Here is a 26634-nt window from a genome sequence, read left to right on the forward strand (position 1 = left end):
GAAGCCCGTAGACCGTACCCGGTAGATCAGATATTCGACGTGCGGGCCGGATCCAGAGTGGCCCAGCGCTCGGCGAGCTGGCGGCGGCGGCAGGCGACCAGGTGGCCGGCCAGGATCGCCGGGTGGCCGCCGCGGACGCACACGTCGGCGCCGGCGGTGAGGATGCCGGCGACCAGCGCGGCCGGGGCCCACTCGTCGATGAGGACGACGATCCGGCTGGCGCGGGGCAGGGTGACCCGGGCCTGCCGGACGTCCTCGACCCGGGCGCCGCTGAGCAGGATGATCTCGCCGGGGCGGGCGTCGTCGAGGACCGTCAGGGCGCGGACCGACCAGCCGGAGGGCAGGTGCTGCGGAAGGGCGCCGACCCGGCTCCGCTGGCCGAGGACCGCGACCACCGGATCGGCGGCCGGGGCCGGGGCCGGGGTCACGGTGGTGGGCTGGGCCGCCCGCGTGAGCTCTTCGATCATGGTGGTCATCCCCTCGGTGGGTCCCTCGTGATGGGTTCACGATTCGCCCCCAGCCTGAAGGGGCCGTGTGCCCCGCCTGTGCGTTGGTTGGCAGCCGCGGGGCTCAGGCGGAGTCGCGGACGACCAGCTGGATGAGGTCGCCGGTGGGCAGTGGCGGGGCCGCCCGGCCGCCGACCGCCGCCACCACCGTGGTGGCCAGGTGCGCCGCCAGCGTCAGCTGGTCGGTGGTCACCGTGGTCAGCGGGGGCACCGCGAGGCGGGCCGCCGGGATGTCGTCGACGCCGATCACCGCGACGTCGGTCGGTGCGGCCAGCCCCAGCCGCCGCGCCCCGGCGAGCACGGCCAGCGCCACCTCGTCGTTGTACGCGCAGATCGCGGTGACCCCGTCGGCGCACCAGCGGGCGACCGCCGCGGACGCCTGCGCGGCGTCGAGCGGGACGACCCGCACGACCGGGTCGACCGGTGCCGCGGCGCGCACGCCCGCGAGGCGGGGGTCGGCGAAGATCTGCAGACGCGGATCGTCCGGGTAGGCGTATCCGAGCCGCTGATGACCCGTACCGGCAAGGTGCTCGGCCTGTCGTCGTCCGACGAGTTGTTGCGGGACCTCCAGCTCCCGCCCGTGCCGCCCGGGCCGGCCGAGCAGCGCGACGACGAGGGCGACGCCGGCGGCCCGCATCGCCTCGCGTTCGTCGTCGGAGAAGTCGGTGAACGACAGCACCGCCGCCGGGGTGAGCGCCTTCCAGATCTCGGCGATCGGCCGGTCCTCGCGGCTGCCGGGGTGGGCGACGAAGGTGAGTCCCTCCCGGGCGAGCGCGGTGGACAGGTTGCCGAGCAGGTTGCCGACCTCGTTGCCGATCGGCCAGTCGGGGAGCAGGCAGAGGACCACGTCGGAGCGTCCGGTGCGGAGGGTGCGGGCGGCGGCGGACGGGGCATAGCCGAGGCCGGCGGCGGCTTGCAGGACGCGGTCGCGGGTGGCCGGGGAGATGCTCTGGCCGCTGGTGTTGTTGAGGACGTAGCTGACCGTGGCCCGGGAGACCCCGGCCCGGCGGGCGACGTCGGCGCTGGTGATCCGGCGGGGCTCGGGCATGGGGTGACTTTACTACTTACACGTGTCAGTATGGATGGATGACTCTCGACCTCGCCGCCAAGGTCGCCCTCCTCACCGGCGCGACCACCTTCACGCTCGCCCCGGAGCCGCGGATCGGCCTGCACGAGATCCGGCTCTCCGACGGGCCGACCGGGGTGCGTGGCCTCAAGTTCAGCGGCGGCCGGGTGGTCGCCCTCTTCCCGAACGCGACGCTGCTCGCCTCGGCCTGGGACCCCGACGCGGCGTACGAGGTCGGCCGGCTCCTGGCCGAGGAGGCGCTGGCCCAGCGGATCCACGTCGTCCTGGGCCCCACCATCAACCTGCACCGCAGCCCGCTCGGCGGCCGGCTCTTCGAGGCGTACTCGGAGGATCCGCTGCTCACCGGCAGACTCGCCGCGGCGTATGTGCGCGGCATGCAGGACCAGGGGGTGGCCGCCTGTCTCAAGCACCTGGTCGCCAACGAGTCGGAGACCGATCGCACCACGGTGGACAGCGTCGTCGACGAGGCCACCCTGCGCGAGGTCTACCTGCTGCCCTTCGAGATAGCCGTCGAGGAGGCCGACGCCTGGACGATGATGGCCGCCTACAACGACGTCAACGGCGCCGCGGCGACCGAGCAGCGGCACGTCAACAACGAGATCGTCAAGGGTGAGTGGGGCTACCGCGGGCTGATCATGTCCGACTGGTTCGCCACCAGGACCACCGCGGCCTCGGCGAACGGCGGGCTCGACCTGGTCATGCCCGGCCCGGCCGGCCCGTGGGGCGACGCGCTGGTCGCGGCGGTCCGGCGCGGCGAGGTCGACGAGGCGGTGATCGACGACCACCTGAACCGGCTGCTGCTGCTCGCCGAGCGGGTCGGCGCGCTCGGCACCCCGCGGGGGTACCCGGCCGGCCTGCCGGCGCCGGCTTCCGCCCTCCGGCGGGAGCAGCTCACCCGCCTGGCCGCGAGCGGCATGACGGTCCTGCGCAACGAGGGCGCCGTGCTGCCCCTGGCCCGGGACACGCGGATCGCGGTGATCGGCCGGCACGCGCTGCAGACCATCGACATGGGTGGCGGTTCGGCGCAGGTCAACCCGCCCTACCAGGTCAGCATCGCGGAAGCGCTGCCCGGTGCGGTGATCGCCGACGGGGTCGAGGTGCGGACCCGCCCGGTACCGGCCCGCGGCGGTTTCCTCACCGACCCGCAGACCGGCCGGCCGGGCATCCGGGTCCGGATGTTCGAGGCCGCCGGGACCGAACTGGAGAGCCGGTTCTGCGCCCAGGCCACCACCATGATCGGAATGGACGACGACTTCGACGGCGTGGTGCACACCGCGGAGCTCACCGGCCGGATCACCGGGGGCGGGACGGTCGAGCTCGGCGCGCTGGGCGCCGGCACCTGGACCGTCACCGTCGGCGAGAGCCGCGTCGACTACCACCTGGATCTCACCGGGAACGGCTTCGGCGAGGCCGTCCTCGCTCCGCCGCTGCGCGTCGATCGCTTCGAGACCACCGCGGGCGACATCCTGACCGCGCGGGTCCGGCTGCTTTCCGGCGGTTCGTTCGCGAACACCGGACTGTTCGGTCTCCTCGCGCACACCGCGCCCCGCCCGGCCGTCGACGTGCTCGACGAGGCGGTCCGGGCAGCGGCCGGGGCGGAGGTCGCCGTGGTCGTCGTCGGCCTGACCGAGGAGCAGGAGACCGAGTCCGTCGACAAGACCACCCTCGCGCTGCCCGGCGCCCAGGACGCGCTGGTCGAGGCGGTCGCCGGGGCGGCCCGCCGGACCGTCGTGGTGGTCAACGCCGCCACCCCGGTGTTGATGCCCTGGCTGTCCCGGGTCGACGCGGTGCTCTGGGCCGGGCTGCCCGGCCAGGAGGGCGGGCACGCGGTGGCCGCGGCGCTGTTCGGCGACATCGAACCGGCCGGGCGGCTGGTCACCACCTTCCCGGCCGCCGACGGGAAATCCCCGGCCTGGTCGGTGACCCCGGTGGACGGGAAGCTCGCGTACGACGAAGGGCCGTTCATCGGATACCGCGGACATCACGCGGGGCGCGCGCCCGAACCGGCCTTCTGGTTCGGGCACGGTCTCGGTTACGGCACCTGGGAGTACGCCGACGCCCGCCGCGTCGACGGCGACCCGGCCGCCGTGGCCGTCACGGTCACCAACACCGGCAGCCGCACCAGCCGTGAGGTCGTGCAGGTCTACCTGCAGCCGGACGACCCGGCGCAGCCGGTGCGGCTGGCCGGCTGGACCCCGGTCACGGTCGCCTCCGGCGAGTCGGCGCGGGTCACCGTCACGCTTGACAGCCGGATGTGGCGTGTGTGGAATACCACGTCCGGAGTATGGGAGCGTGCTTCCGGTGGACAATTGCTGATCGCTCGCGGCTTGGGCGACATCAGAGCCACCCTGTGACCGGGCGGGGCCGGCCCGTCATCGCAACCGTCCTGCGATGACGGGCCGCCCGCCCGATGAGGCGGACCGTCAGCAGGGCGCGTTCCAGCTGGCCAGCACCGGGTCGACGGCATGCTCCCAACCCAGCACCGACACGGTCGCGGTGTCCAGCTTGAGCAGCCCGCCGGCGCCGGCCGGCAGCCCGACCCAGCGCGCCCCGGTCACCCGCAGGCTGTGCCCGTGCCCGACCAGCGCGACATCACCGTCGATCGCCCGGGCCCGGGCCAGCACCCGGTCGAGCCGCTCGCCGACCTGCTCCGGTGACTCCCCGCCCGGGCAGCCGTGCACCCAGAGTGACCAGTCCGGGCGGCTCTCCCGGATCTGCCTGGTGGTGATCCCCTCGTACTCCCCGTAATTCCACTCGGCCAGATCCTCGGTCACCTCGGTGACCGTCAGCCCGGCCAGCTCCGCGGTCCGCAGCGCCCGCCGCCGTGGACTGGAGATCACCGCCGCGAAGGTCCGCCCGCCGAGACGCTCGCCGGCGCGGCGCGCCTGCGCTTCCCCCTCGGCCGTCAATGCCAGATCGGTGTACGACGTGTGCCGCCCGTTGGCGCTCCACTCCGTCTGCCCGTGCCGGATCAGCACGATCTCCGCCATGTCCCCGCCTTCCGTTCGCCGGGCACCACCCTGCCACCCGGCGGCCGCGTCACCCACCCGGCCTGACCGGGATCACCTGCCCGGACCGCCTCAGTCGGGCAGTGCCCCCGGCAGCGGCATCGGGCTGTGGCCCTCCTCGCGGGCGGCGATCCCGGACATCGCGTGCCGGTACTGCTCCGCGCTGAGCTCGCCCCGCATCAGCTGGGCGATCAGGATGCCCTCGGTGCTCTCCGGCATCGGCGGGATCACGGTGGCGACCGGCAGCAGGACGGCGGAGAGCGGGCCCGGACCGGTGGCCGGCCCCGGCCCGGCGAACAGGCCGGACGGTCCGCCGTGCCGCTGCGGCCAGAAGGTGACCGCCAGGGCGGCGATCGTGCTGCCGATCAGCACGGCCAGAAACATGGCGATCATCCCCTCAGCGCTCATGGCGGGCGTCGTACCCACCGCGGCACTGTGTCTATACCTCATCCCGGCAAGAGAAAACGACCTCCGCCGGACTCCGCCCGCGGTCGGCGGGCCTCAGGGACGGCAGTCGGGCGGCACCGACATCGGGTGCCGGCGCTCGTCCCGGGCGGCGATCCGCTCCAGGGCCCGAATGTACTGCTGGCTGTCGATCTCGCCGGTCATCAGCTGGACGGTGAGCACACCCTCCAGGCTGTCCGGAAGCCGCAATGGCGGCGGCGCGACCCGGCCCCGGGACACCCGCCGGGCCCGCGACGCGCGCCGATCCCGCTTCTCCCGGCGCTCCCGATCCTCCCGGGTCTCCCGATCCTCCCGGCGCCCCGGTTCGGCCCGAGTCTCCCGGCGCTCGCCGGTCACCCGCCGGCCCGCCGGCCACGGCCAGAACACCAGGGCGAGCGCGGCCACCAGGCCGAGCATCGCCACCAGCACGACAATCATCTGCGGTACCCCCGTACTCACGCTCCGCGGACATCTTCGCCGACGCTGTCACGCGCACCCTCCGCCACCTTTCCGACACCAGAGTGTGACCAGCCCATACGCACAGTGCCGCACAAAGTCGCTCCACGCGGATGGCGCCAATCCGGTCAACCAGCCCCCGCCCGCGCGCTGTCAACCCGCCGATCCGGCTCACCCGAGCGGGGGGAGTCGCCGGTCCCTCGTCGCCGGCTGGCCACCGCTTCGGTCCTCACCGGGCCCGGCGGTGCCGGCCAGCTTCGCTACTCGTGACACGGCCCCTGGCTCCCGCTCGCCTCTACCGTGCCGCACGTCCAGGGACGGCGCTCTGACGATCGGCGGCACAACGACCCGCCCGGCCGACGGCCTCCGGTGTTTCCGGCGGCGGTGAGAGTGCCGGCGTGCAGAGTGCCTCCGCGAACCGTTCCCTGGACGCGTCGGTGCCGCCATCTCGAAGGCGAGTTCAGCGGGTGGCCAGCAGGTGGGCCATCTCGGTGCGGGAGCGGACGCCCAGGCGGGTGAAGACGTTGCGCAGGTGGTGGTCGACGGTGCGGGGGCTGAGATGCAGCTCCTGGGCCACCTCACGGTTGGTGGCGCCGGCGGCGACCAGGGCCGCGATCCGTTCCTGCTGGGCGGTCAGGCCGGGGGCGGTGCCGGCGGGCCGGGACGGGGTGCCGGCCCCGGGGCGTTCGCCGGCCGCCCGCAGCTCGCGGACGCTCTGCGCCGCCCACGGTTCGGCGCCCAGCAGCCGGAAGGTCTCCGCGGCCCGGCGCAGATGTTCGCGGGCGGCGACGTGGCGGCGCCGGCGGCGGAGCAGCCGGCCGTACAGCAGTTCGGTGTGCGCCCGCGGGAATCCGCCTTCCCCCACCCGGTGCAGCGCCGCGTGGAAGTGCGCTTCGGCGGCCTCGGCGTCCCCGGTGCGCAGGGCCCGGCAGCGGTCGCGCAGGGCGAGCCAGCCGTCCTGTCCGGTTCGTCCGGCCCAGGCGTCGAAGGCGGCCGCCACCGGGTGCAGGGCGGGCTCCGGGCCGGCGGCTTCCAGCAGGTGCGGGACGACCGCGACGCGCAGCAGCACCGACCCGCGGGCCGGTGGGCCGGCGACGATGGTCTGCAGCCGCAGCGCCGCGGCCCGCTGCCGGCCGTCGACCAGGTCGAGCAGCGCCAGCGCCCATTCGCACAGCGGCCGGGCCTGGTCGGTACCGGTCGCCGCGTCGATGCGGTGCCGGCCGTTGTCGCGGTCGCCGACCAGGGCGGCGAGCACCGCGAGCAGGCCGAGGTGCTGGCCGGCGAGCGCGCTCTGGCCGGTGCCCCGGGCGATCGCGACCCCGTCGAGGGCGGCGTTCGTGGCGGCGTCGTAGTCGCCGGCGGCCATCCCGGCGAGCGCGGCGAGTTCCAGGGCGCGCGGGACCAGGCTGTGCGCGCCGGCCGCCCCGGCCAGCGTCGCGGCGCGTCCGGCCGAGGCGGCCGCGAGGCGGGCGTCGCCGACCAGGATGGCGGCGGTGGCGGCGCGGATCAGCGGGACGGGTTCGGTGACGGCTCCGGCCAGGTCCAGTTCGCGGCGGAAACGGCGGAACGCGGCGGCCTCGTCGCGGCCGGCGATCTCGGCGAGCCCGGCCACGTGGTGGTACGCCATGGTGACCGCCGGTGTCTCGTCGCCGCGCCGGCCGGCCATGATCCGGCGGGCCAGGGTCGCAAACCGGTCCCGCTCCGCGGCCAGCCCGGCGGCCTCCCCGGCCAGCGACAGCGCGTCCAGGGCGGCGAGTGGGTCCGCGTCGCCGAGTTCCGCGGCCACGTCGAGGAGGATGTCGCGGGAGGCGGGTTCGTCCGGCCGCATCTCCGCGGCCAGACCGCGGGCGCGCAGCCGGGTGCGGGCGGCGCCGATCCGCTGCCCGGGCGAGTCGGCCGCGGCGCGTTCGGCGCGGCGGATCAGCAGCCCGGCCTGGTGGGGGCGGCCGGCGAGCCAGGCGGCCCGGGCGGCGGCGAGCAGCGCGGCGTCCCGGTCGGCGGGCGTGGCGGCCAGATCCGCGGCGTACCGGAAAGCCTCTGTCGCCTCGGCTGGCGCCGCGAGCGCGCCGGCCGCCATGAGTTCGGCGGCGAGCGCCGCGCCCTGCCCGCCGCCGGCGCCGGCCGCGACCCCGGCGCCGGAGATCGGAGTGGCCGCGACCGAGGCGCCGGAGATCGGAAAGACGGCGGCCGGGGGAGCGGAGATCCCGGAGGCGGCGGCCTCGGTGGTGGGGGTGGCGGGGCCGGTGGGAATCACGACGCCGCTGGGGGTCGCGAGGCCGCTGGGGGTGGCGAGGCCGCTGGGGGTCCCGAGGCCGGTGGTGGTCGCGGCGGCGGCGCGGTGCAGGAGGGTGTCGAGGCGGCGGCCGCGCGCGGCCGAGACTTCGGCCAGTGCCAGGTGCGCGGCGCGGCGCGCGATGGCGGACATCTCGCGGTACGTCGTGGCCCGCGCGAGTTCCGACCCGAACCGCACCGTGGTGTCGTCGACGGTGACCAGGCCGGCGTGTTCGGCGGGCAGCAGGTCGGCGAGCCCGGCGTCGGCGGCGTCGAGCAGGTCGGGCAGGGGTGTGGGCGGCCCGGCGGCGGCCAGCAGCAGCAGTCGCCGGGTTGGTTCGGGCAGGGCGTCCAGCTCGGTACGCAGCCGCAGGCGCTGCGGGTGGTCCGGTGCCAGGGTGGCCGGCAGCGGTTCGTATCCGCGGCGCTGCGCCGGGGTGAGCCCGGTGGCCAGGTCGGTGAGTGCCGCCGGGTTGCCGCCGGCGATCCTGATCAGCGCGATCGCCACGTCGTCGGCGAGGTCGGGGGCGTGTGCGCCGAGCAGGGTGCGGCATTGCTCGGGGGTGAGCGGCGGGATGCGGCGGGTCGGCAGGTCGCCGGCGGTGAGCCCGGGCGGGCCGGCGGCCAGGATCACGACCGGCAGGGTGGTGAGGCGGTGCGCGGCGTGCGCGATGGCCCGCAGCGACGGTGCGTCGAGCAGGTGGGCGTCGTCCAGCAGCTGCAGGAGCGGGCGGTGGGCCGACGTCGTACGCAGATGGTGGTGCAGTGACCGTCCGGCGGTGAGGCGGCGGAGGGCGGCCCCGGGCCGGGCGGTCTCGCTGGCGTAGCCGGCGAGTTCGTGGACCGTCCAGCCGCCGGCGAGGGCGGCGGCGGTGCGCAGCAGGGTGGTGCGGCCGGAGCCGGGGGCGCCGCAGAGCAGGAGGGCGCCGCCGTGGCCGGCCTCGGCAGCGGTGAGCAGCCGCTGAACTTCTTGCACTAGCGGTGCATGAAACATGTCGTGAGTGTTCCCCCTCGCGCGTCGCATCGAAAGAAGGACATCGATGTCGTGCAAGGGGTGAAATTTCCGGGATGTTGCGCCCTGATGACACGAAGCCGGTGATTTCGCCGATGCGCGGCTCGTCCGGCGCTGCGCAGACTGGCGCTCGTCGATCCGTTTCCCCAGGTGAAGGAGTGTTCGACGTGCACCGATCTTGGAAGCGACTGCTGGCGACGGCCGCCGCCGCCCTGATGCTCTCCGCACCACTCGGCGCCACCGCCGCGCACGCGGCCGACAACCCGTACCAGCGCGGCCCGGCCCCGACCCTGGCCGCCCTGCAGGCGGCCAGCGGTCCGTACGCCGTCTCCCAGGTGTCCGTCTCCCGGTCGAGCGTGTCCGGCTTCGGCGGCGGCGTCATCTACTACCCGACCAGCACGGCCGACGGCACCTTCGGCGGGATCGCGATCTCGCCCGGTTACACGGCGTACTGGTCCAGCATCTCGTGGCTGGGACCCCGCCTGGCCTCGCACGGCTTCGTGGTGATCGGCATCGAGACGCTGAGTACGCTCGACCAGCCCGACTCCCGCGGGCGGCAGCTACTGGCCGCTCTCGACTACCTGACCAGGAGCAGCACGGTACGCAACCGGGTGGACGCCAGCCGGCTCGCCGTCGCCGGGCACTCGATGGGCGGCGGCGGCAGCCTGGAGGCGGCCAACGACCGGCCGTCGTTGCAGGCCGCGGTGCCGCTGGCGCCATGGGACCTGACCAAGTCGTGGACCGGCATCAAGGTTCCGACGCTGATCGTCGGCGGACAGTCGGACACCATCGCGCCGGTGGCGAGCCACTCGATCCCGTTCTACACCACCATCCCGGCGTCGTCCGAGAAGGCGTACCTGGAGCTGGCCGGGCAGAGCCACTTCTTCCCGCAGACGGTGAACACCACGACCGCGGTGGAGGCGGTGGCCTGGCTCAAGCGGTTCGTCGACAACGACACCCGCTACGACCAGTTCATCTGCCCGGGGCCGAGCAGCGTGCTGGTCTCGGCGTACCGCAGCACCTGCCCGCTGTCCGCCGGCTGATCCGGACAGGACCGTGCCGGCGTCGTCAGACGGGGGGCAACCGACGCCGGCACGGGGATCAGGGTGCGGTCAGGAGCTCGGCGCCGCCGACGGCCGCAGCACCTTGCAGGTCTCGATCGCCTTCTCGGTGGTGGCATCCGACGGGTTCGGATCGGCCACGTCGGTGACGCCGTTCTTCTTCAGGCAGTCCCGGTACGCGGCGTTCGCCCCGCCGCCCCCGCCGTTGCCGCGCCCGCCGAAGCTGGGCCGCACCGACGCGCACGCCTCCTGTGCCCTGGTCCAGGTCGCCTCGTCCACGTCCGCCGGTTTCTGGAAGAAGCCGCCGCCACCCGGGAAGCCGCCCCGGCCGCCGGCGCCGAAACTGCCCGAGGGGCGCGGCATGCCGGACGGGCGCGCGCCACCGGAAGGGCGCGGGCCGTTGCCCGGCCCGAACGACGGCAGGGTGATCGTGACGCCGTTCTTCGCCAGACATGCGGCGTACGCCGTGAACGCCGCGTTGTTGCCGCCGCCGTTCTGTCCGGTCGCGCCGGTCGACGTGCCGGTGCCGCCGTCCTTGCCGCCGCACGCCGCGGTGAAGGCCACCGAGACGAACGCCACCGCCGCGCACGCCGCGATCCGGCGGGCCGCCTTCGACTTGACTACCGGCATCATCGTCTCCTCATCGACACGGGCCCGCCCGGGGAAGAACGCGGCGGGACACGACGGCACAGCGAACCCCGGCTTCCTATGCGGAAGGTCGGACGAGCCTGGGAATCTCCTTTGAGCCGGCATCGCGGCTCCCAGGGAACTCCGAGGCGGGACCGAGGCCGCCGCGAGGACCGGTGGCCAGACTCCTCGACCATGGGTGTTGCACTGGCCGGTCGCCGGCGTGGGATCTGGCTCGGCGTGACCGTCGTCGTGCTCGCGGTGCTCGGCTACGCGGTGGTGCGGGCGATGACGGCGGGTGGCGGGGCGAAGACGAAGGCGGCCGAGACCGTCGCGGTGGACCGGGGCGCGGTCAGCACCGAGGTGGCCACCACCGGGACGCTGGCCGCGGCGCAGACGCGCAGCCTGTCGTTCGCGGTGGCCGGCACCGTGGAGACGGTCAAGGTGCGGGCCGGCACGACGGTCACCGCGGGCCAGGTGCTCGCCACGGTGGACGACGACGACGCGCGGCAGGCGGTCGACGACGCGCAGTCCGCGCTGGATGACGCCGAGGACGCGCTGACCGCGGCGAAGAAGAGCGCCGGCGCGACCTCCTCGACGACGACGTCATGTGTCGCGGCCGCGGCGTACCGGGTGAGCCCCTCGCCCTCGCCGTCGTCCTCGCCCAGCCCGTCGGCGTCCGCGCGGCCGTCGAGGACCGCGACCGTGACACCGACGAAGGCGCCGGCCCAGGGCGGCACCGGCACCGGGACGAACTGTTCCGCGAACGGCGGCGGCACCACCCGACAGGGCGGGCAGAACGGCGGCGGGGACCAGATCCTCAGCGCCCAGCAGCGGGTCAACGCGGCCGAGGTCACCCTGCAGGAGAGGGAGGATGCCCTGGCCGGCGCCACCATCACCGCGCCGATCCCGGGGCGGATCCTGAGCGTCGGCGGCAAGGTCGGCAGCCGGGTCAGCTCCGGGTCGACGTTCATCAGCCTGGCCGACATCTACGACATGCAGATCACCGCGTCGTTCCCGGAGGCCGACGCCGACCATCTGGCGGTTCAGCAGAAGGCGGTGATCACCCTGGCCGACAAGCCGGGCGAGACGTTCGCCGCCACCCTGGTGGTGGTCGACCCGGTCGGCACCAGCGACGGCACGCTGACGACGTTCGGCGTGGTGCTCGCCTTCGCCGACGCGCCGAAGGACCTGCTGGTCGGGCAGAGCGCCCAGGTGAGGGTGACCACCGGCAGCCGGGCCGCCGTGCTGCGGGTGCCCAGCACGGCGGTGCACGACGTGGCCGGCACGTCCGGCACGGTCCAGAAGAACGGCGCCGAGGTGAGCGTGCGGATCGGCCTGCGGGGCGACCGGTACACCGAGATCACCTCCGGACTGGTGGAGGGGGATCCGGTGTCGCGATCCTGGTGATCGGTGAGGCGGGCCGGACAGCCGCCTCATAGCCGATTCAAAGAAAACATTGGTACTTCTGTGCGGTGCTATCCGAAACCCGTTACCCCATGACCGTCGGCGACGCGTCGGCGCGGGCCACCCGCGTCCTCGTCGTGGACGACGAGCCGAACATCTCCGCGCTGCTCAGCGCCACTCTGCGGCTTGTCGCCTTCGACGTGCGGGTCGCCGAGACCGGGCACGCCGCCCTGGTCGCGGTGAGCGAATTCGAGCCCGACCTGATCGTGCTCGACGTGATGCTGCCGGATGTGGACGGGTTCGAGGTGGCCCGGCGGTTGCGTGCCGCCGGCTCCCGGACCCCGGTGCTGTTCCTCACCGCGCGCGACGCGGTCGAGGACCGGATCGTCGGGCTCTCGGCCGGTGCCGACGACTACGTGACCAAGCCGTTCAGCCTGGAGGAGGTCGTCCTACGGATCCGCGCCATCCTGCGGCGCAGCCGGCCGGAGGAACCGAAACCGGACACCGGGGTGCTCCGGTACGCCGACCTGGAGTTGGCCGAGGACGCCCACGAGGTGCGCCGGGCGGGCCGTCTGATCGAGCTGTCCCCGACCGAGTTCAACCTGCTGCGATATCTGATGATCAACGCGGGCCGGGTGGTCAGCAAGGCACAGATCCTGGATCGGGTGTGGAAGTACGACTTCGGCGGGGACGGCCGGATCGTCGAGTCCTACGTCTACTATCTGCGTCGCAAGATCGACCGGACCGAGCCGGCGTTGATCCACACCGTGCGGGGCGTCGGCTACGCCTTGCGGTTGCCGCGCGAGGGGGAATAGGTGTCATTCCGCTCGGGGGCGGTGGGCGGGGCGGTCGGATGGGAGTGACGCTGCGCTGGCGGCACTGGACGCTGCAGTCCCGCCTCGCTCTGGTGGTCGGCGTGCTCGCCGCGATCGCGCTGCTCGCCGCGAACGTCGCCGGCGTCGTGCTGATCCGCGGCTACCTGCTGGACCGGATCGACAGACAGCTCACCGGCATGGCCCGGCCGATGGAGTTCGCGACCCCGCCGTCCGGCGGCTTCGTCGCCCGCCGTGGCTTCCGGATCGGCCCCGAGCAGGTGTCCTACCTGTTCGCCGCCGACGGCACGCTCGACACCGAGAACAGCAGCACGGCCGACCCCGGCAAGCCCGCGGTGCCCACCTTCGAGCAGGTCAGGACGCGCGCCGCCACCCGGCTGCCCTACACGGTGACCAGCGCCGACGGCACCGACTGGCGGCTGTTCGCGCTCCCGGTCGGCACCAGCGGCAGGTATGTGCTGTTCGGCTCCTCACTGGACGAGGTGCGGCAGACCACCGGCAAGCTGATCACCATCGACGCCGGGGTGCTGCTGCTCATCCTGGGCCTGCTCGGGCTCGGCGCCGCGTTCGTGGTCCGGGTCGGTCTGCGCCCGCTCACCGAGATGGAGCACGCCGCCGCGGACATCTCCGGCGGTGACCTGTCGCTGCGGGTGCCGGGCGCGGACCCGCACACCGAGCCGGGCCGGCTGGGTCTGGCGCTCAACTCGATGCTCACCCGGATCGAGACCGAGGTGACCGCCCGGACCGCGTCCGAGCAGCGGTTGCGGCAGTTCGTCGCGGACGCCTCGCACGAGCTGCGCACCCCGCTCACCTCGATCCGCGGCTTCGCCGAGCTGTACCGGCGCGGCGGCGCCCCGCCCGGCCCGCGGCTGGACGAGACGATGAGCCGGATCGAGGCCGAGGCCGGCCGGATGGGTGTGCTGGTCGAGGACCTGCTGATGCTGGCCCGGATGGACCGGCAGCGCACCCTCGACCTGCGCCCGGTCGACCTGCTGGAGATCGCCGCGGACACCATCCGGGATGCGCGCGCCCGGGTGCCCGAGCGTCCGGTGCTGCTCTCCGGGCTCAGCGACGACGCGGACACCTTCGAGCCGGCCACCGTGCTCGGCGACGACCACGGGCTGCGGCAGGTGGCCACCAACCTGGTCGCCAACGCGCTGAACCACACCCCGGCCGGAACCCGGGTCACCGTCCGGGTCGGGCACACCGTCGCCGGACCCGCCGACGAGGCTGCGGCCTGCTCCGGCTCGATCACTTTCCGTGATGGATTGCCGCTGGCGGTGCTGGAGGTGGAGGACGACGGCCCCGGCGTGCCGGACGAGCACGCGGCACGGATCTTCGAGCGCCTCTACCGCGCGGACGCCAGCCGGAACCGCGGCAAGGGCGGTGGTTCCGGGCTCGGCCTGGCCATCGTGGCGGCGATCGTGCACGGCCACGGCGGCTGGGTGGAGCTGCACCACACGCCCGGCGGCGGCGCCACCTTCCGGGTACTGCTCCCGTCGATCGGTGACGCGCCGTGAGATTCTGAGCTGGCTCCGAGGTTGCGCCGAATCTCCTCCCAGGCCGCGCCACCAGAGTGACGGCCATGAAGGTACGCCTGAGCCGCCACCCGTCCCTGGTGGTCAACGCCGTGATCGGCGTCGTGCTCGTCGCCGGTGCCATCACGGTGTACGAGACATTCTCCTCCTCCGACGCCGGCGCGACGGCCGCCGCGGCCTCCGACCGGACGGTGTCGGTCCAGCAGGGCACGGTCACCAGGACGGTGACCGCGGACGGCACCGTGGAGAGTGCCAGCACCGCGAGCGCCAGCTTCGAGACCAGCGGAACGGTCACCGAGATCGACGTCAAGGTGGGTGACCGGGTCAGGAAGGGCCAGGTGCTGGCGAAGGTCGACCCGGCCGCGGCGAAGCGGGCGCTGGCCGAGGCGCAGGCGAACCTGGATGCCGCGAACGACGCGTGGGACCGCGCCCAGACCGCCGGCTCCGACACCACCGACGCGGAGAACTCGGTCACCACGGCCAAGCTCGCGGTCACCGACGCGGCCGCCGGGGTCGCCGGGACCACGCTGAAGGCGCCGATGGCGGGGACGGTCACCTCGGTGGCCGGCACCGTCGGCAGTTCCGCCGCCGGCACCGGCTCGTCGTCGTCCTCGTCGTCGCAAGGCGGTGGCGGTTCACCCGGCGGCGGGGGCACCACCTCGTCCTCGTCGTCCTCGTCCGCCGGCTTCGTCGAGATCGCCGACCTGAGCAGGATGCAGGTCAGCGCGAGCTTCGCCGAGGCGGACGCGACCAGGCTGAAGGAGAAGCAGGCCGGCACGGTCACCTGGAACGCGCTCAGCGGCACCAGCGAGACCGCCGAAGTGACCGCGATCGACCCGGCCGGCACCACCTCGAACAGCGTCGTCACCTACGGCGTGACGCTGACCCTGGACAGGGTGCCGGCCGGCGCGAAGGTCGGCCAGACCGTCTCGGTGGTGGTCACCACCGGCTCCAGGGCGAACGTCCTCATGGTCAACTCGGCGGCGATCACCACGGTCGGCAACCGGCACACGGTCACCGTGGTCGCGAACGGCGTCACGGAGACCCGCCCGGTGGAGATCGGGCTGGAGGGCGACTCGGCCACCGAGATCACCTCCGGGCTCGCCGCGGGCGAGCAGGTCACCGTAAAGATCACCTCGACCAGCGCCGGTTCCGGCAACCAGGGGGGCTTTCCGGGCGGCGGCGCCGGTTTCCCCGGCGGCGGCGGCAACTTCGGCGGCGGCGGCAACTTCGGCGGCGGCATCGGGGCCCGCGCCGGCGGCGGGGCCGGCCGATGAGCCGTCCGGTCCTCGAGGTGCAGAACCTCAAGAAGATCTACGGTACGGGCGAGGCCACCGTGCACGCGCTGCGCGGGGTGTCGATGACCGTGCACCGCGGCGACTACGTGGCGATCATGGGGTCGTCCGGCTCCGGCAAGTCGACCCTGATGAACATCCTGGGCGCGCTGGACATCCCCACCGTCGGATCGTACAAACTGGACGGCGTCGAGGTGGGCACGCTCTCCGACGCGCAGCTGGCGCTGGCCCGCAACCGGCTCATCGGGTTCATCTTCCAGGCGTTCAACCTCATTCCCCGAGCGACGGCGGTGGCCAACGTCGAGCTTCCCCTCGCGTACGCCGGGGTGAAATCCGGAGAGCGGCGCCGCCGCGCGATGGCCGCCCTGGACATCGTCGGTCTCGCGGACCGCGCCGACCACGAGCCCAACCAGCTCTCCGGTGGCCAGCAGCAGCGCGTCGCGGTGGCCCGGGCGTTGGTCACCGAGCCGGCCCTGCTGCTCGCCGACGAGCCCACCGGCAACCTGGACAGCAGGTCCACCGACGACGTGCTGCAGGTCTTCGACGACCTGAGCGCGGCCGGCCGGACCATCGTGATCATCACGCACGAGGACGAGGTCGGCGCCCGTGCCAAACGCCTCGTCCGGCTGGTCGACGGGGCGATCGTGACCGACGTCCGGCAGTCCCCGATCGACCTGCCGCCGGTCGGCGCGGTGGCCGCGCACGCCGGGGTACGGGGGGTGGCCGCCGGTCACCCGCCGGCCGGGCAGGCCGTCGCGGCGCGCGCGAACGGCACCGCGACCACCTATGGCCGGCCGGCCGCGGACCGGAGCGGGGGGCGGCACACCGCATGAACTTCTTCGAGGTGGTCCGGTTCTCGCTGCGCGGGTTGTCGGCGAACAAGTTGCGGTCCTCGCTCACCATGCTCGGCATCCTGATCGGTGTGGCCGCGGTGATCCTGCTGGTCGCGGTCGGCAACGGCTCGGCCAAGGCGATCAGCGACCGGATCGAGGCGCTGGGCACCGACACGATTACCGTGATGAGCACCGGCCGGGGCGGGTCGAGCAGCACCGCGCTCACCAGGCCGATGGCCGACGCCCTGGTCAACTCGGAGCTGGCCCCGGACATCAAGTCGGTGTCACCGGTGGTCAGCGCCTCCTCGGCGACCATGACCTACGAGGGCACCGACCACTCGGTGAGCACCTTCGTCGGCACCGTGCCGACCTGGTTCGGCGCCTCCAGCACCCCGGTGGAGAAGGGCGCGGCGTTCACCGCCGACGACGTCGCCCAGGGGCGCCGGGTCGTGGTGATCGGACAGACCGTGGCCGAGGAACTGTTTCCCGGCGTCGATCCGATCGACAGGCAGGTCACCGTGAGCGGCGCGCTGTTCACCGTGATCGGGGTGCTCAAGGAGAAGAGCTCGACCGGTTTCCAGGACGCCAACGACACCGCGGTCGCCCCGCTCACCGCGGTGCAGCAGGTGCTCTCCGGCTACGGCGCGCTCACCTCGATCATCGTCGAGGCCAACGACCCCGGCAGGGTGAACCTGGTGCAGAGCGAGGTCGCCACGATCCTCGACCAGAAGCTCGGCGTGAAGTCGTCGACCACCGCACGGACGTCCGGCGGTAGAACCAACGGCACGGGCAGCGGTACGCCGTACCGGATCCAGAACGCCTCGTCGCTGCTGGAGACCCAGACCGCGACCGCCGACACGTTCACCACCCTGCTGGGCGCGGTGGCCGCGATCAGTCTGCTGGTCGGCGGCATCGGCATCACCAACATCATGCTGGTCACGGTGACCGAGCGGACCCGGGAGATCGGCATCCGCAAGGCGCTCGGCGCCCCTCGCCGGGTGATCCTGACCCAGTTCCTGATCGAGGCCACCCTGCTGAGCGTGCTCGGCGGCGCCCTCGGCGTGGCGGCCGCGCTGATCGGCAGCCACTTCACGATCGTCGGCGTGAAACCGGTGATCGTGCCCAGTTCGATCGGGCTCGCCGTCGGGGTGTCCATCGCGATCGGGCTGTTCTTCGGCGGCCTGCCCGCCGCCCGCGCCGCCCGCCTGCGTCCCATCGACGCGCTGCGCTACGAGTGAGGACTCACCAGTGAACCGGATGAACGACGAGACCGCCGTGCTGCCGACCATCCCGGCGCCGGACGCCGACCCGGCCGGGCCCGGCGACGACGACAACGAGGGCCTGGCCGAGGAACTCGCCGCGGCCGCCCCCCGGCAGTGGTGGAACCGGGGGACGATCGGGCTGGGGGCGGCCGTGCTGCTGATGGGCGGCTTCCTCGGCGGCGTCTACGCGCAGCGGGAGTGGGGCCCGAAGACGAACGCGACCTCGGGCTTCCCGGGCCCCGGCGGCCGCTTTCCGGGCGGGCTGAGTGCCAGCGGCTTCCCCGGCGGCGGCTTCGGCCAGGGCGGCACCGGCCGGGGCGGGACGGGGACCGGTGGCACCGGCACCGCGGCGGCCGCGGCCGACACGACCGGCACGGTGAAGCTGGTCAGCGGCACCACGATCTACGTGCAGACCGCGGACGGCACGGTGGTCACGGTCAACACCGACGGGAAGACCACCGTGTCCGCGGCGAAGAAGGCAAAGCTGGCCGACGTCAAGGCCGGCGACGCGATCACCGTCCGGGGCGAGGCCGGTACCGACGGCGCGGTCGCCGCCACATCCGTCATCACGCAGCACAAGTGACGAACCACCCATTGAAGATCGCGGCTCTCTCTCCCTAGGCTGAGCCCAGCTCAGACCTAGTGCGTACCCGGAACCCGGCCGAGTGCGAGGCGAGGTCAGGAGTGTGGCCGGCAGCGGGCGCGAAACGCTCGCACACCGGTGTTGATGGGGGCGTTCCGCGGACGCTGCCAGGCGCGCTCCTGGCCACGCCGCAGCCCCGGTCGGCTTCCGGGCACGGACTAGGGGGTGGCGCGTTGGGGCGCGACTCGCCGATTCTGTTCGGCCGGGCGGGACTGCTCGCGGAGATCGACGTGCGGCTCGCCGTGGGCGGCGGAGTGGCGCTCTGCGGTCCGCCCGGCATCGGGCGCACGGCGCTGCTCGACGCGGTCGCCGAGCAGGCGGTGGCCCGCGGTGAGCTGCTGTTGCGGCTGCGGCCGGCCCGGGGCGAGCGGACCCTGGCGTACGCCGGGGTCGCCGACCTCGTCCGGCAGGTCCCGCCGGACGTCGTCGCGGCCCTCCCGCCGGCCGCCCGGCACGCGATCGCCGGCCTGCGGCAGGGTCGGCCACCGCGCTCCGGCGCGCCCGCCCCGGCCCGCCGGCTGCTGCTGGCCACCCTGCTCGCGCACTGCTCCCGGCTCGCCCCGGTGCTGCTGGTCCTCGACGACGTGCAGTGGCTGGACCCGGAGTCGGCCGCGCTGATCACCTTCGCGATGCGCCGTCGCCCCGGCTCCCGGGTCCGCGCGCTGACCGCCGAGCGCCGCCCCGACCCGGCCGGCCGGCGGCGCGCGGCCCGGCTCTGCCCGGCGCCGGTCACCGAGCTCACCGTGCCGCCGCTCGCCCCGGACGACCTGACCGCCATGCTGGAGGCCCGCGGCCTGCCCTGCCGCACCGCCAGCCGGTTGCACACGGCGAGCGCCGGCAACCCGTTCCTGGCCCTGGCACTGGGCAGCACCGGCGCGGACGGCCCGGCCTGGCGTCCGGCCCCGCTGCCCGAGGCGGCCCGCGACCTGGCCCGTGAGCTGCTCACCGGCCTGCCCGCGGAGGCGATCGCCACCCTGCTGACCGCGGCGCTGGCCACCGACCCGACACGCACCCTGCTGCTGCGGGCCGGCCGCGACGACGCCGCCCGGGAGCTGCGGCTGGCCGAGGCGGCCGGGGTGGTGCAGCTGACCGGGGAGGCGATCCGGTTCACCCCGCCGCTGATCGCCCAGGTGCTCGTCGAGGAGACGGAGGCGGCGCAGCGTACCCGCCAGCACGCCGCCCTCGCCGAGGCCGCGCTGGACCCGGTCGAGGCGCTGCGGCATCGCGCCCTGCGCAGCGCCCGCCCGGACGCGGCCGGCGCCCGGCGGCTGGCCGAGGCCGCCGCCCAGTGCGCCGCGCGTGGCGCCGACCGCACCGCCGCCGAGCTGTACCTGCTCGCCGCCGACCGCGCGCCATACCCGCTGGCCGCCGAACGCCTGGACTGGCTGGTCACCGCGGCCCGCACCGCGCTCACCGGTGGCGCACCGGCGCTGGCCGGCCGGGCCGCCGAGGCGGTGATCGCCGCCGACGCCCCGGCCGGGCACCGGGTCCGGGCCCGGGTCGTGCTGATCGATCTGGCCGGCCAGGCGCTCGGCGAGATGGGCGAGATGTTCGCCGCGGCCCTGGCCGAGGCCGGCGACGATCCGGCCCTGCTCGCCCCGGTCCGGCTGCGGCTCACCTGGCAGGCGATGATCACCGGCGAGCCCGACCGGGCGGCCGCCGAGGCGGTCGCCACCGCCGAGATCGCGCACCGGGCCGGCGACGCCACCAGCGAGGCGATGGCGCTCAGCGGCCTGGCCCAGATCCAGCGGATGCGCGGCGAACCGCGGTGGCGGGAGTCGCTGGCCCGCGCCCTGGCCCTGCCGGCCTTTCCGGCGCCGGACTGGCTGCACTACGGCCCGCACTACATGGCCGCCCGGTTCGCGCTGATCGACGACCGGCTCGACGAGGCGCGCGCCGAGCTGCTGCGCCTGCTCGCGGTCGCCGAACACGACCGGATCGGCGAGGCCCGGGTCGAGGTGCTGCGCAGCCTCTCCGAGGTGGCGACCCGGGCGGGCCGCTGCCGGGAGGCGCTGCGCTACGCCCACCGGGCCGTCCAGGCGGCGCAGGAGGCCGGCCTGAGTCCCGGTCCCACCTGGTACACCGCGGCCGTGGCGGAGCTGGCCGGCGGCAGTCTCCCGGCCGCCGCCGGGTTCGCCCAGCGTGGCATCCGCGCCTCCGAACAGGAGGGGGACAACCTCTACCTGCGCCGCAACCTGCACGCGCTGGGCCAGGCCGGGCTGCGGTCCGGGGACACCCGGGCCGGGGTGGCCGCCCTGCGCCGGCTGCGCGACCTGGAGGCCGAGGCCGGCAACTCGGATCCGATGATCGTCCGCTGGCACGCCGACCTGGCGGCCGGGCTGGCCGCGCTCGGCGAGCACGTCGAGGCGGCCGAGACCCTGGCCCGCGCCCGCAAAGCCGCCGAACAGCTGGGCAGCACCCCGGCGCTGGCCGGCTACCTGGACCGGGCGACCGCGATCGTGCAGTCGGAGAGCGGCCAGGCGGAGTCCGCGGTCGAGTTGTCGACCGCCGCCGCCCAGCTGTTCGAGCAGCTGCGCCAGCCGGTCGAGCAGGGGCACGCCCTGCTGGTCGCCGGCGGGGCCGAACGCCGTCGCCGCCGGTACGCCGCGGCCCGCCTGCTGATCGGCGCGGCGCTGGCCATCTTCATGAACGCGGACGCCCGGCCGTGGGCCGAGGAGACCGAGCGGGCATTGGCCCGCACCGAGGGCAGCCTGGCGCCCGAGCAGGGACTCACGTCGACCGAGCTGCGGATCGCGGTGATGGTGCGGGACGGGGCCAGCAACCGGGAGATCGCGTCCCGGCTGTATCTGAGCGTGAAGACCGTGGAGGCCACCCTGACCCGGGTGTACCGCAAGCTCGGGGTGCGCTCCCGGACGCAACTCTCGTCACGTCTTCAGGTGCTCGAAGGCGACCCGACGTAACAGGTGCCGTGGGTCACTGAGGGTGACGCGGGATACTTTCGACTTTGCGCTTTTACCTGCCGGATTCCCGGATGAAGCAGAGGTCGGGCAGGGTTGTGGGAGCAGGCTTTCTCCGTCACTGTCCGTTAAGGAGTGCCCGATGCCTACCCTTCGTCAGATCCGTGTCGCCCTCGCCCACCGTCTCGCCGAGCGCCGTGCCCACCGCCGGTTGAGCGAGGAGCTCGCGGCGTTCCGCACCGCCGCCGAACGGACCGAACTCGATCTCGTGCTGGGGCGGCACACCGCTGAGGAGACCCGCGCGATCGAGGCCATCCTCAGCCGGCAGGACGCCGAACGGCGCTCTCTCGGCGGCAGCCCCGCGACGGGCGTCGTCCGGTAGCCGCGGACCTTCCGGTCGGCCGGCAACCACGGCGGCGCTCGTCGGTACACACTGGACCGTGGGTCATCATGCCCGCTCGGGACCGTCCCCGGAGCGTGCCGGCCCCCGACGATCGCCCCGGGCGCCCCCACGGCGCCGGGGGCGATCCCGTCGTCGGGTCCGGCCCGGGCCTTTTCCCTCCCGGGGCGGCGCCGTTACCGTCGGGGCTCCTGCTCGGGGTGTGCCTTCAGGCTGCCGGCGTGTGCTTTCAGTGCCGGATCGCGGCGGGACCTGGCCAGGCTCGCCACCGTCGTGATGACCAGGATGCCGATGATCACCGCGAGCGACACCGGCGTGCCGACCTCGGGGACTGCGTGGCTGATCGCCTTGTGCGCCCAGTGCAGCACGAGTTTCACCCCGATGAAGGCCAGAATGACCGCGAGCCCGGTGGACAGGTAGACCAGACGGTCGAGCAGCCCTTTCACCAGGAAGAACAGCGCGCGCAGGCCGAGCAGGGCGAACGCGTTGGCGACGAAGACGATGTAGGCCTGCTCGGTCACCCCGAAGACCGCCGGGATCGAGTCGAGGGCGAACAGGATGTCGGTGCTGCCGATCGCCAGCAGGACCAGCAGCAGCGGCGTCACCATCCGCTTCCCGCCGACCCGGGTGATCATCTTGCCCTCGACGTAGTCGTCGGTCACCGGCAGCAGCCGGCGGCCGGCCCGGACCAGCGCGTTGTCCTCGATGCTGGGATCCTGGTCGCGGTGCCGGTAAAGCTGGACGGCGGTGTAGATCAGGATCAACCCGAAGATCAGGAACATGAACGAGAACAGGTTGAGCAGGGTGGCGCCGAGCGCGATGAAAGCGACCCGCAGGACCAGCGCGATGATGATCCCGAAGGTGAGCACCTCCTGCTGATACCGCTCGGGGACGGCGAAGGTGCTCATGATGATCACGAAGACGAAGAGATTGTCGACCGACAGGCTCTTCTCGACGATGTAGCCGGCGAAATACTCGGTGCCGTAGCCCCAGCCGGCGACGCTCGCGAAGACGAGGCCGAAGGCGACCGCCACGCCGATGTAGAAGATCGACCAGCCGGCCGCCTCGCGGAAGCCGACGACGTGCGGACGCACCACCCCCAGAGTCAGGTCGAGGGCGAGCAGGGCGACGATGACGCCAATGGTCAGGGTCCAGCCGAGCGCGGTGACCTCTAGCATGCTTCAAGGATCCTCGACGTTGCTGTAAAGAACGCCCCGAACCGGCTGGATGATCCCTGTAAACCCGCCCTTTCCGCCGCTCGGCGCGGGTGAAGCGCGCTCCGGTCAGCTGCCCGGGTACTCTGATCGGCGCCGGCGTGTTCCGGTCAGCTGCCCGGGTACTCCGCTCGGCGCCGGCGTGTTCCGGTCAGGCGCTGACGAAGGAACGCTTGGCCAGGCCCATCCAGAAACCGTCGATCGGCTGCTCGGGCGCCTGCTCCGGCGCGCCGGACGCGCCCAGGGTGAGGAACATCGGCGCGAAGTGCTCGATGGTCGGATGTGCGTAGGGCATGCCGGGCGCCGCCGACCGGAAGTCGGCCAGCTCGTCCACCGCGCCGCGGGCCAGGGTCTCGGCCGCCCACGCGTCGAACTCGCGGGACCATCCGGGGGCCGCCGCGTCGGGCCGCCAGTCGCGCAGGAACGGCAGGCCGTGCGTGGTGAAGCCGGACCCGACGATCAGCACCCCCTCGTCGCGCAGCGGGGCGAGCCGGGCGCCGAGCTCCAGCAGCCGGTCGGGCTCCAGGGTGGGCAGCGACATCTGCAGCACCGGGATGTCGGCCTCCGGATACATCACGGTGAGCGGCACGTAGGCGCCGTGGTCCAGGCCGCGGCGGGTGCGGGCGACCGTCTCGCCGTCCGGCATCAGCGCGGCGACCCGGTCGGCGAGGACGGGGGCGCCCGGAGCGCGGTATTGCACCTCGTAGTAGCGCTGGGCGAACCCGTCGAAGTCGTAGACCAGCGGGACGGTCTCGGTGGCGGACAGCATCAGCGGGGCCGACTCCCAGTGCGCGGAGGCCATCAGGACGGCCTTCGGCCGGGGGAGGGCGGCCGCCAGGTCACGCAGCTGCGCGACCCAGGTGGGGTCGTCCACCAGGGGCGGCGCGCCGTGGCTGAGGAACAGGGCCGGCATGCGCACGATGACCTCCGTTGAAACTTCAACTATCTGCACCGAACGGTACTTGATGCGTCAACTATCCGCAAGGAAAATGACGTACCGTAATAATTTGATCTCGATGGTCTAGGGTTTGATCGAGCCGTGCCACTCTCTGCGGGTGCGGCCCGGCGTCGAGAGGAGACCGGCCGTGGCGCCGCCGCAGCTACCGCCCGCGGATGATCTCTACCTGACCGCGCACGACGCGAGCAGTGGCCGGCCGCTGCTCGGATCGGCCGCCCTCGGTCTCGGCCTGGGCGCCGCGCTGCTCGGCGAGCTGATCCTGTGGCGCCGCATCGACCTGATCAGCGCCGGCCTGGTGGTCACCGACAAGCGTCCGACCGGCGACACCGCCACCACCGCGCTGCTGGAGCGGATCCTGCGTGAGGCCGATCGGCGCGGCCTGCGCGACTGGCTCGCCCGGCTCGCCACCGGCAGTGCCACCGACCTGGTCGGACGTCGGCTCGCCCGCGGTGGCCTGATCCGGCGGGTGGAGAGACGCGGACTGCTCGGCACCAGGAGCTCGTTCGTGCCGGCCGACGCGATGACCGCGGCCTGGCCGGCCACCCGGATTCGCACCAAGGTCGCCGGCAGCGAGCCGCTCAACGTGCCCGACCTGCTGGTTTCCGGCCTGATCCGGGCCACCGGCCTGGACCGGCAGGTGCTGGCCGCCCTCACCGCGCGTGACCGGGACCGGCTGTCCGAGCAGTCCCGGCGGGATCTTCCGGCCGAGCTGCAGCAGCTCGTGGCGCAGGTCGAGGCGGCCGTCGTGGTCGCCCCTTTTCGTCCGATGTGGCGTCCAGGCTCTTGACGCGGACGCGGTCGCGTAATTACATCGAGACCAGGTCCACTCAGCGTTGCTGGACGGTTACCCCGCGCTGACGGCTTGGTTCATCGCGTTGCGTCCGTGACCGCACGGGACCTGACCCTCCCGGGTGGCTAGGCCGGAGGGGGCGGGCATGTCCGCACACGAGGTCCTGACCATGGGACGGATCGGCGTCGATCTCTACCCGGAGCAGCTCGGGACACCGCTCGCTCAGGTACGGACCTTCGCCAAATCCCTCGGCGGCAGCCCCACCAACGTGGCCGTCGCCGCGGCCCGGCTCGGCCGGCGCGCCGCGGTGATCACCCGGGTGGGCGCCGACCCGTTCGGCTCCTACCTGCGGGATGCGCTCCGCCGTTTCGGCGTCGACGATCGGTTCGTCGGCGTCGTCGAGCACCTGCCGACCCCCGTGACATTCTGTGAGATCTTTCCGCCGGATCGGTTCCCGCTCTACTTCTATCGCTACCCCAGAGCCCCCGATCTGGAGATTTCCCCGTACGACGTGGACCTGGCCGCCGTGCGCGCCGCCACCATCTTCTGGGTCACCGGGACCGGGCTGAGCGCCGCTCCGTCCCGGGAGGCGACACTGGCCGCCCTGCGGGCCCGAGGCCGCACCGGCGTGACCGTCTTCGATCTCGACTGGCGACCGATGCTCTGGGCGTCGCCGGAGGAGGCCCGGCCCTGGTATCTCGAAGCCCTGCGATACGCCACCGTCGCGATCGGCAATGTGGACGAGGTGGCGATCGCGGTCGGCGGCATCGGCGGGGTGGTTGCCGCGTCTGATGGCGTCGGCGGGGCGGCAACCGCGGGGGGTGACGACGACCTGCTCGGCCGGTTGCTCGCCACCGGGGTCGAGCTGGCGGTGCTCAAGCAGGGGCCGGCGGGGGTGCGGGCCGCCACGCGGACGGAAACGACGTACGCCCCCGCCATCGAGGTCGACGTGGTGAACGGCCTGGGCGCCGGCGACGCCTTCGGCGGGGCCCTGTGCCACGGGCTGCTCGCCGGCTGGCCGCTGGCCGAGACGATCCGTTTCGCGAACGCCGCCGGTGCGCTCGTCGCCTCCCGACTGGCCTGCGCCGACGCCATGCCGACCGCCGCCGAGGTGCACGAACTGCTGGCCGCCGGTCGCGCTCCCGCGCGCCTCTCGGAGAGCCCCGACCTGCCGGATGTCGATCATGGCTGAGGCCCGGGCCAATCCGGTCGTGCCGCGCGGTTCCACCGCCGACCGGCCGTACGACGTGGTGGTCAGCCCGGAGAACGCGGGCTGGGCGCACAGCGGTCTGCGCGTGGTGCAGCTGCCGGTCGGCGGACGCGTCACCTTCGTCACCGGCAGCGACGAGATGCTGGTGCTGCCGCTGTCCGGCGGTTGCGACGTGGCCTGCGACGACGAACGCCTGACGCTTACCGGCCGCCGGTCCGTCTTCTCCCGGGTGACCGATTTCGCCTACCTGCCGCGGGATGCCGCGGTCACCCTGCGGGCGCCGAACGGCGGCCGGTTCGCGCTGCCCGCCGCCCGCGCCCGCCGGCAACTCCCGTTCCGTTACGGAGCGGCCGAGGACGTGCCGGTCGAACTGCGCGGTGCCGGGTCGGCGAGCCGTCAGGTGAACAACTTCTGCACCCCCGAATCGTTCGAAGCCGACGCGCTGATCGCGGTGGAGGTGCTCACGCCCGGCGGCAACTGGTCGTCGTATCCGCCGCACCGCCACGACACGCTCGAAGAGATCTACTACTACGAGGTGGCGACGTCGCCGTCCGGGCGGCCCGGCTGCGGCTATCAGCGCGTCTACGGTGATCAGGATCGGCCGATCGACGTGTGCGCGGAGGTGCGCACCGGGGACGTGGTGCTGATTCCGTACGGGTGGCACGGGCCGTCGATGGCCGCCCCCGGCTACGACCTGTACTACCTCAACGTGATGGCCGGGCCGGGGGAGCGGCGGTGGCTGATCACCGACGATCCGGCGCACGGGTGGGTGCGCGAGGCCTGGGCGGTGCAGGCTGTCGATCCGCGGCTGCCGCTGACCACAGACCGCGAACTGCTGACCCGGAGGCGGACGTGAGACGG

General features: G+C 73.6%; 23 protein-coding genes. 14 read left to right on the plus strand and 9 right to left on the minus strand.

Going from position 1 to position 26634, the window contains the following annotated elements; genetic code table 11:
- Positions 1-26: 26 nt before the first annotated feature.
- Both ACSP50_RS13195 and ACSP50_RS13200 read right to left on the minus strand, forming a co-directional pair.
- On the minus strand, positions 27-467 hold the full coding sequence (locus ACSP50_RS13195) for a hypothetical protein (protein ID WP_014689909.1): 441 nt from the start codon (positions 465-467) through the stop codon (positions 27-29).
- Between the two features lie 103 nt (positions 468-570).
- Positions 571-1554, minus strand: coding sequence for a LacI family DNA-binding transcriptional regulator (locus tag ACSP50_RS13200; protein WP_014689908.1), 984 nt, complete (start codon positions 1552-1554; stop codon positions 571-573).
- A gap of 38 nt (positions 1555-1592) precedes the next feature.
- Between ACSP50_RS13200 and ACSP50_RS13205 the strand changes: the two genes are divergently transcribed.
- Positions 1593-3947, plus strand: a complete 2355-nt coding sequence (locus ACSP50_RS13205) for a beta-glucosidase (RefSeq protein WP_014689907.1) — start codon at positions 1593-1595, stop codon at positions 3945-3947.
- Between the two features lie 69 nt (positions 3948-4016).
- On the opposite strand, the gene ACSP50_RS13210 is transcribed toward ACSP50_RS13205, so the two are convergent.
- From ACSP50_RS13210 to ACSP50_RS13225, 4 genes are all read right to left on the minus strand, one after another.
- Positions 4017-4583: a histidine phosphatase family protein gene (locus tag ACSP50_RS13210; RefSeq protein ID WP_014689906.1), complete on the minus strand. Its 567-nt coding sequence runs from the start codon at positions 4581-4583 to the stop codon at positions 4017-4019.
- A 90-nt stretch (positions 4584-4673) separates the two neighbouring features.
- Positions 4674-5009, minus strand: a complete 336-nt coding sequence (locus tag ACSP50_RS13215; RefSeq protein ID WP_155123493.1) for a hypothetical protein — start codon at positions 5007-5009, stop codon at positions 4674-4676.
- A gap of 93 nt (positions 5010-5102) precedes the next feature.
- Complete coding sequence (locus tag ACSP50_RS13220; RefSeq protein WP_014689904.1) at positions 5103-5483, minus strand: hypothetical protein; 381 nt, start codon at positions 5481-5483, stop codon at positions 5103-5105.
- A gap of 478 nt (positions 5484-5961) precedes the next feature.
- A complete protein-coding gene (locus ACSP50_RS13225) occupies positions 5962-8748 on the minus strand; it encodes a LuxR C-terminal-related transcriptional regulator (RefSeq protein WP_052311574.1) in 2787 nt (928 codons plus the stop codon).
- Positions 8749-8999: 251 nt separating this feature from the next.
- On the opposite strand from ACSP50_RS13225, the gene ACSP50_RS13230 reads away from it, so the two are divergent.
- On the plus strand, positions 9000-9827 hold the full coding sequence (locus tag ACSP50_RS13230) for an alpha/beta hydrolase (RefSeq protein WP_099344061.1): 828 nt from the start codon (positions 9000-9002) through the stop codon (positions 9825-9827).
- Between the two features lie 69 nt (positions 9828-9896).
- On the opposite strand, the gene ACSP50_RS13235 is transcribed toward ACSP50_RS13230, so the two are convergent.
- On the minus strand, positions 9897-10475 hold the full coding sequence (locus tag ACSP50_RS13235) for a hypothetical protein (RefSeq protein ID WP_014689901.1): 579 nt from the start codon (positions 10473-10475) through the stop codon (positions 9897-9899).
- A 192-nt stretch (positions 10476-10667) separates the two neighbouring features.
- Here ACSP50_RS13235 and ACSP50_RS13240 point away from each other — a divergent pair, with 192 nt between their 5' ends.
- From ACSP50_RS13240 to ACSP50_RS13280, 9 genes are all read left to right on the plus strand, one after another.
- On the plus strand, positions 10668-11882 hold the full coding sequence (locus ACSP50_RS13240) for an efflux RND transporter periplasmic adaptor subunit (protein ID WP_014689900.1): 1215 nt from the start codon (positions 10668-10670) through the stop codon (positions 11880-11882).
- Between the two features lie 89 nt (positions 11883-11971).
- Positions 11972-12694 carry a response regulator transcription factor gene (locus tag ACSP50_RS13245; RefSeq protein WP_014689899.1) on the plus strand — a complete coding sequence of 241 codons (723 nt, stop codon included), beginning with the start codon at positions 11972-11974 and terminating at the stop codon, positions 12692-12694.
- Between the two features lie 38 nt (positions 12695-12732).
- Positions 12733-14232 carry a cell wall metabolism sensor histidine kinase WalK gene (locus ACSP50_RS13250; protein WP_014689898.1) on the plus strand — a complete coding sequence of 500 codons (1500 nt, stop codon included), beginning with the start codon at positions 12733-12735 and terminating at the stop codon, positions 14230-14232.
- Between the two features lie 65 nt (positions 14233-14297).
- Positions 14298-15527, plus strand: a complete 1230-nt coding sequence (locus ACSP50_RS13255) for an efflux RND transporter periplasmic adaptor subunit (RefSeq protein ID WP_014689897.1) — start codon at positions 14298-14300, stop codon at positions 15525-15527.
- Positions 15524-16378 carry an ABC transporter ATP-binding protein gene (locus ACSP50_RS13260; RefSeq protein ID WP_014689896.1) on the plus strand — a complete coding sequence of 285 codons (855 nt, stop codon included), beginning with the start codon at positions 15524-15526 and terminating at the stop codon, positions 16376-16378. Before ACSP50_RS13255 ends, ACSP50_RS13260 begins: the two co-directional genes overlap by 4 nt.
- Complete coding sequence (locus tag ACSP50_RS13265; RefSeq protein WP_014689895.1) at positions 16375-17616, plus strand: ABC transporter permease; 1242 nt, start codon at positions 16375-16377, stop codon at positions 17614-17616. Before ACSP50_RS13260 ends, ACSP50_RS13265 begins: the two co-directional genes overlap by 4 nt.
- Positions 17617-17635: 19 nt before the next feature.
- Positions 17636-18223: a hypothetical protein gene (locus tag ACSP50_RS13270; RefSeq protein ID WP_043511413.1), complete on the plus strand. Its 588-nt coding sequence runs from the start codon at positions 17636-17638 to the stop codon at positions 18221-18223.
- A 233-nt stretch (positions 18224-18456) separates the two neighbouring features.
- Complete coding sequence (locus tag ACSP50_RS13275; protein WP_014689893.1) at positions 18457-21204, plus strand: LuxR family transcriptional regulator; 2748 nt, start codon at positions 18457-18459, stop codon at positions 21202-21204.
- A 139-nt stretch (positions 21205-21343) separates the two neighbouring features.
- On the plus strand, positions 21344-21583 hold the full coding sequence (locus tag ACSP50_RS13280) for a hypothetical protein (RefSeq protein WP_014689892.1): 240 nt from the start codon (positions 21344-21346) through the stop codon (positions 21581-21583).
- Between the two features lie 194 nt (positions 21584-21777).
- Here the strand turns inward: ACSP50_RS13280 and ACSP50_RS13285 are convergent, their stop codons facing one another.
- Both ACSP50_RS13285 and ACSP50_RS13290 read right to left on the minus strand, forming a co-directional pair.
- Positions 21778-22779, minus strand: a complete 1002-nt coding sequence (locus ACSP50_RS13285; RefSeq protein ID WP_014689891.1) for a TerC family protein — start codon at positions 22777-22779, stop codon at positions 21778-21780.
- A gap of 187 nt (positions 22780-22966) precedes the next feature.
- A complete protein-coding gene (locus ACSP50_RS13290; protein WP_043511412.1) occupies positions 22967-23728 on the minus strand; it encodes a dioxygenase in 762 nt (253 codons plus the stop codon).
- Between the two features lie 172 nt (positions 23729-23900).
- Here ACSP50_RS13290 and ACSP50_RS13295 point away from each other — a divergent pair, with 172 nt between their 5' ends.
- The 3 genes from ACSP50_RS13295 (at position 23901) to iolB (ending at position 26629) form a co-directional block, all read left to right on the plus strand.
- The gene (locus ACSP50_RS13295) at positions 23901-24560 is read left to right on the plus strand and encodes a GPP34 family phosphoprotein (RefSeq protein WP_014689889.1); all 660 of its coding nucleotides are present in this window, start codon (positions 23901-23903) and stop codon (positions 24558-24560) included.
- 148 nt (positions 24561-24708) lie between these two features.
- Positions 24709-25755 carry a 5-dehydro-2-deoxygluconokinase gene (gene iolC, locus ACSP50_RS13300; RefSeq protein ID WP_014689888.1) on the plus strand — a complete coding sequence of 349 codons (1047 nt, stop codon included), beginning with the start codon at positions 24709-24711 and terminating at the stop codon, positions 25753-25755.
- Complete coding sequence (gene iolB / locus ACSP50_RS13305) at positions 25748-26629, plus strand: 5-deoxy-glucuronate isomerase (RefSeq protein ID WP_014689887.1); 882 nt, start codon at positions 25748-25750, stop codon at positions 26627-26629. Before iolC ends, iolB begins: the two co-directional genes overlap by 8 nt.
- Positions 26630-26634: the final 5 nt, after the last annotated feature.

Origin of the sequence: Actinoplanes sp. SE50/110 (assembly GCF_900119315.1) — a bacterium.
Classification (GTDB): Bacteria; Actinomycetota; Actinomycetes; order Mycobacteriales; family Micromonosporaceae; genus Actinoplanes.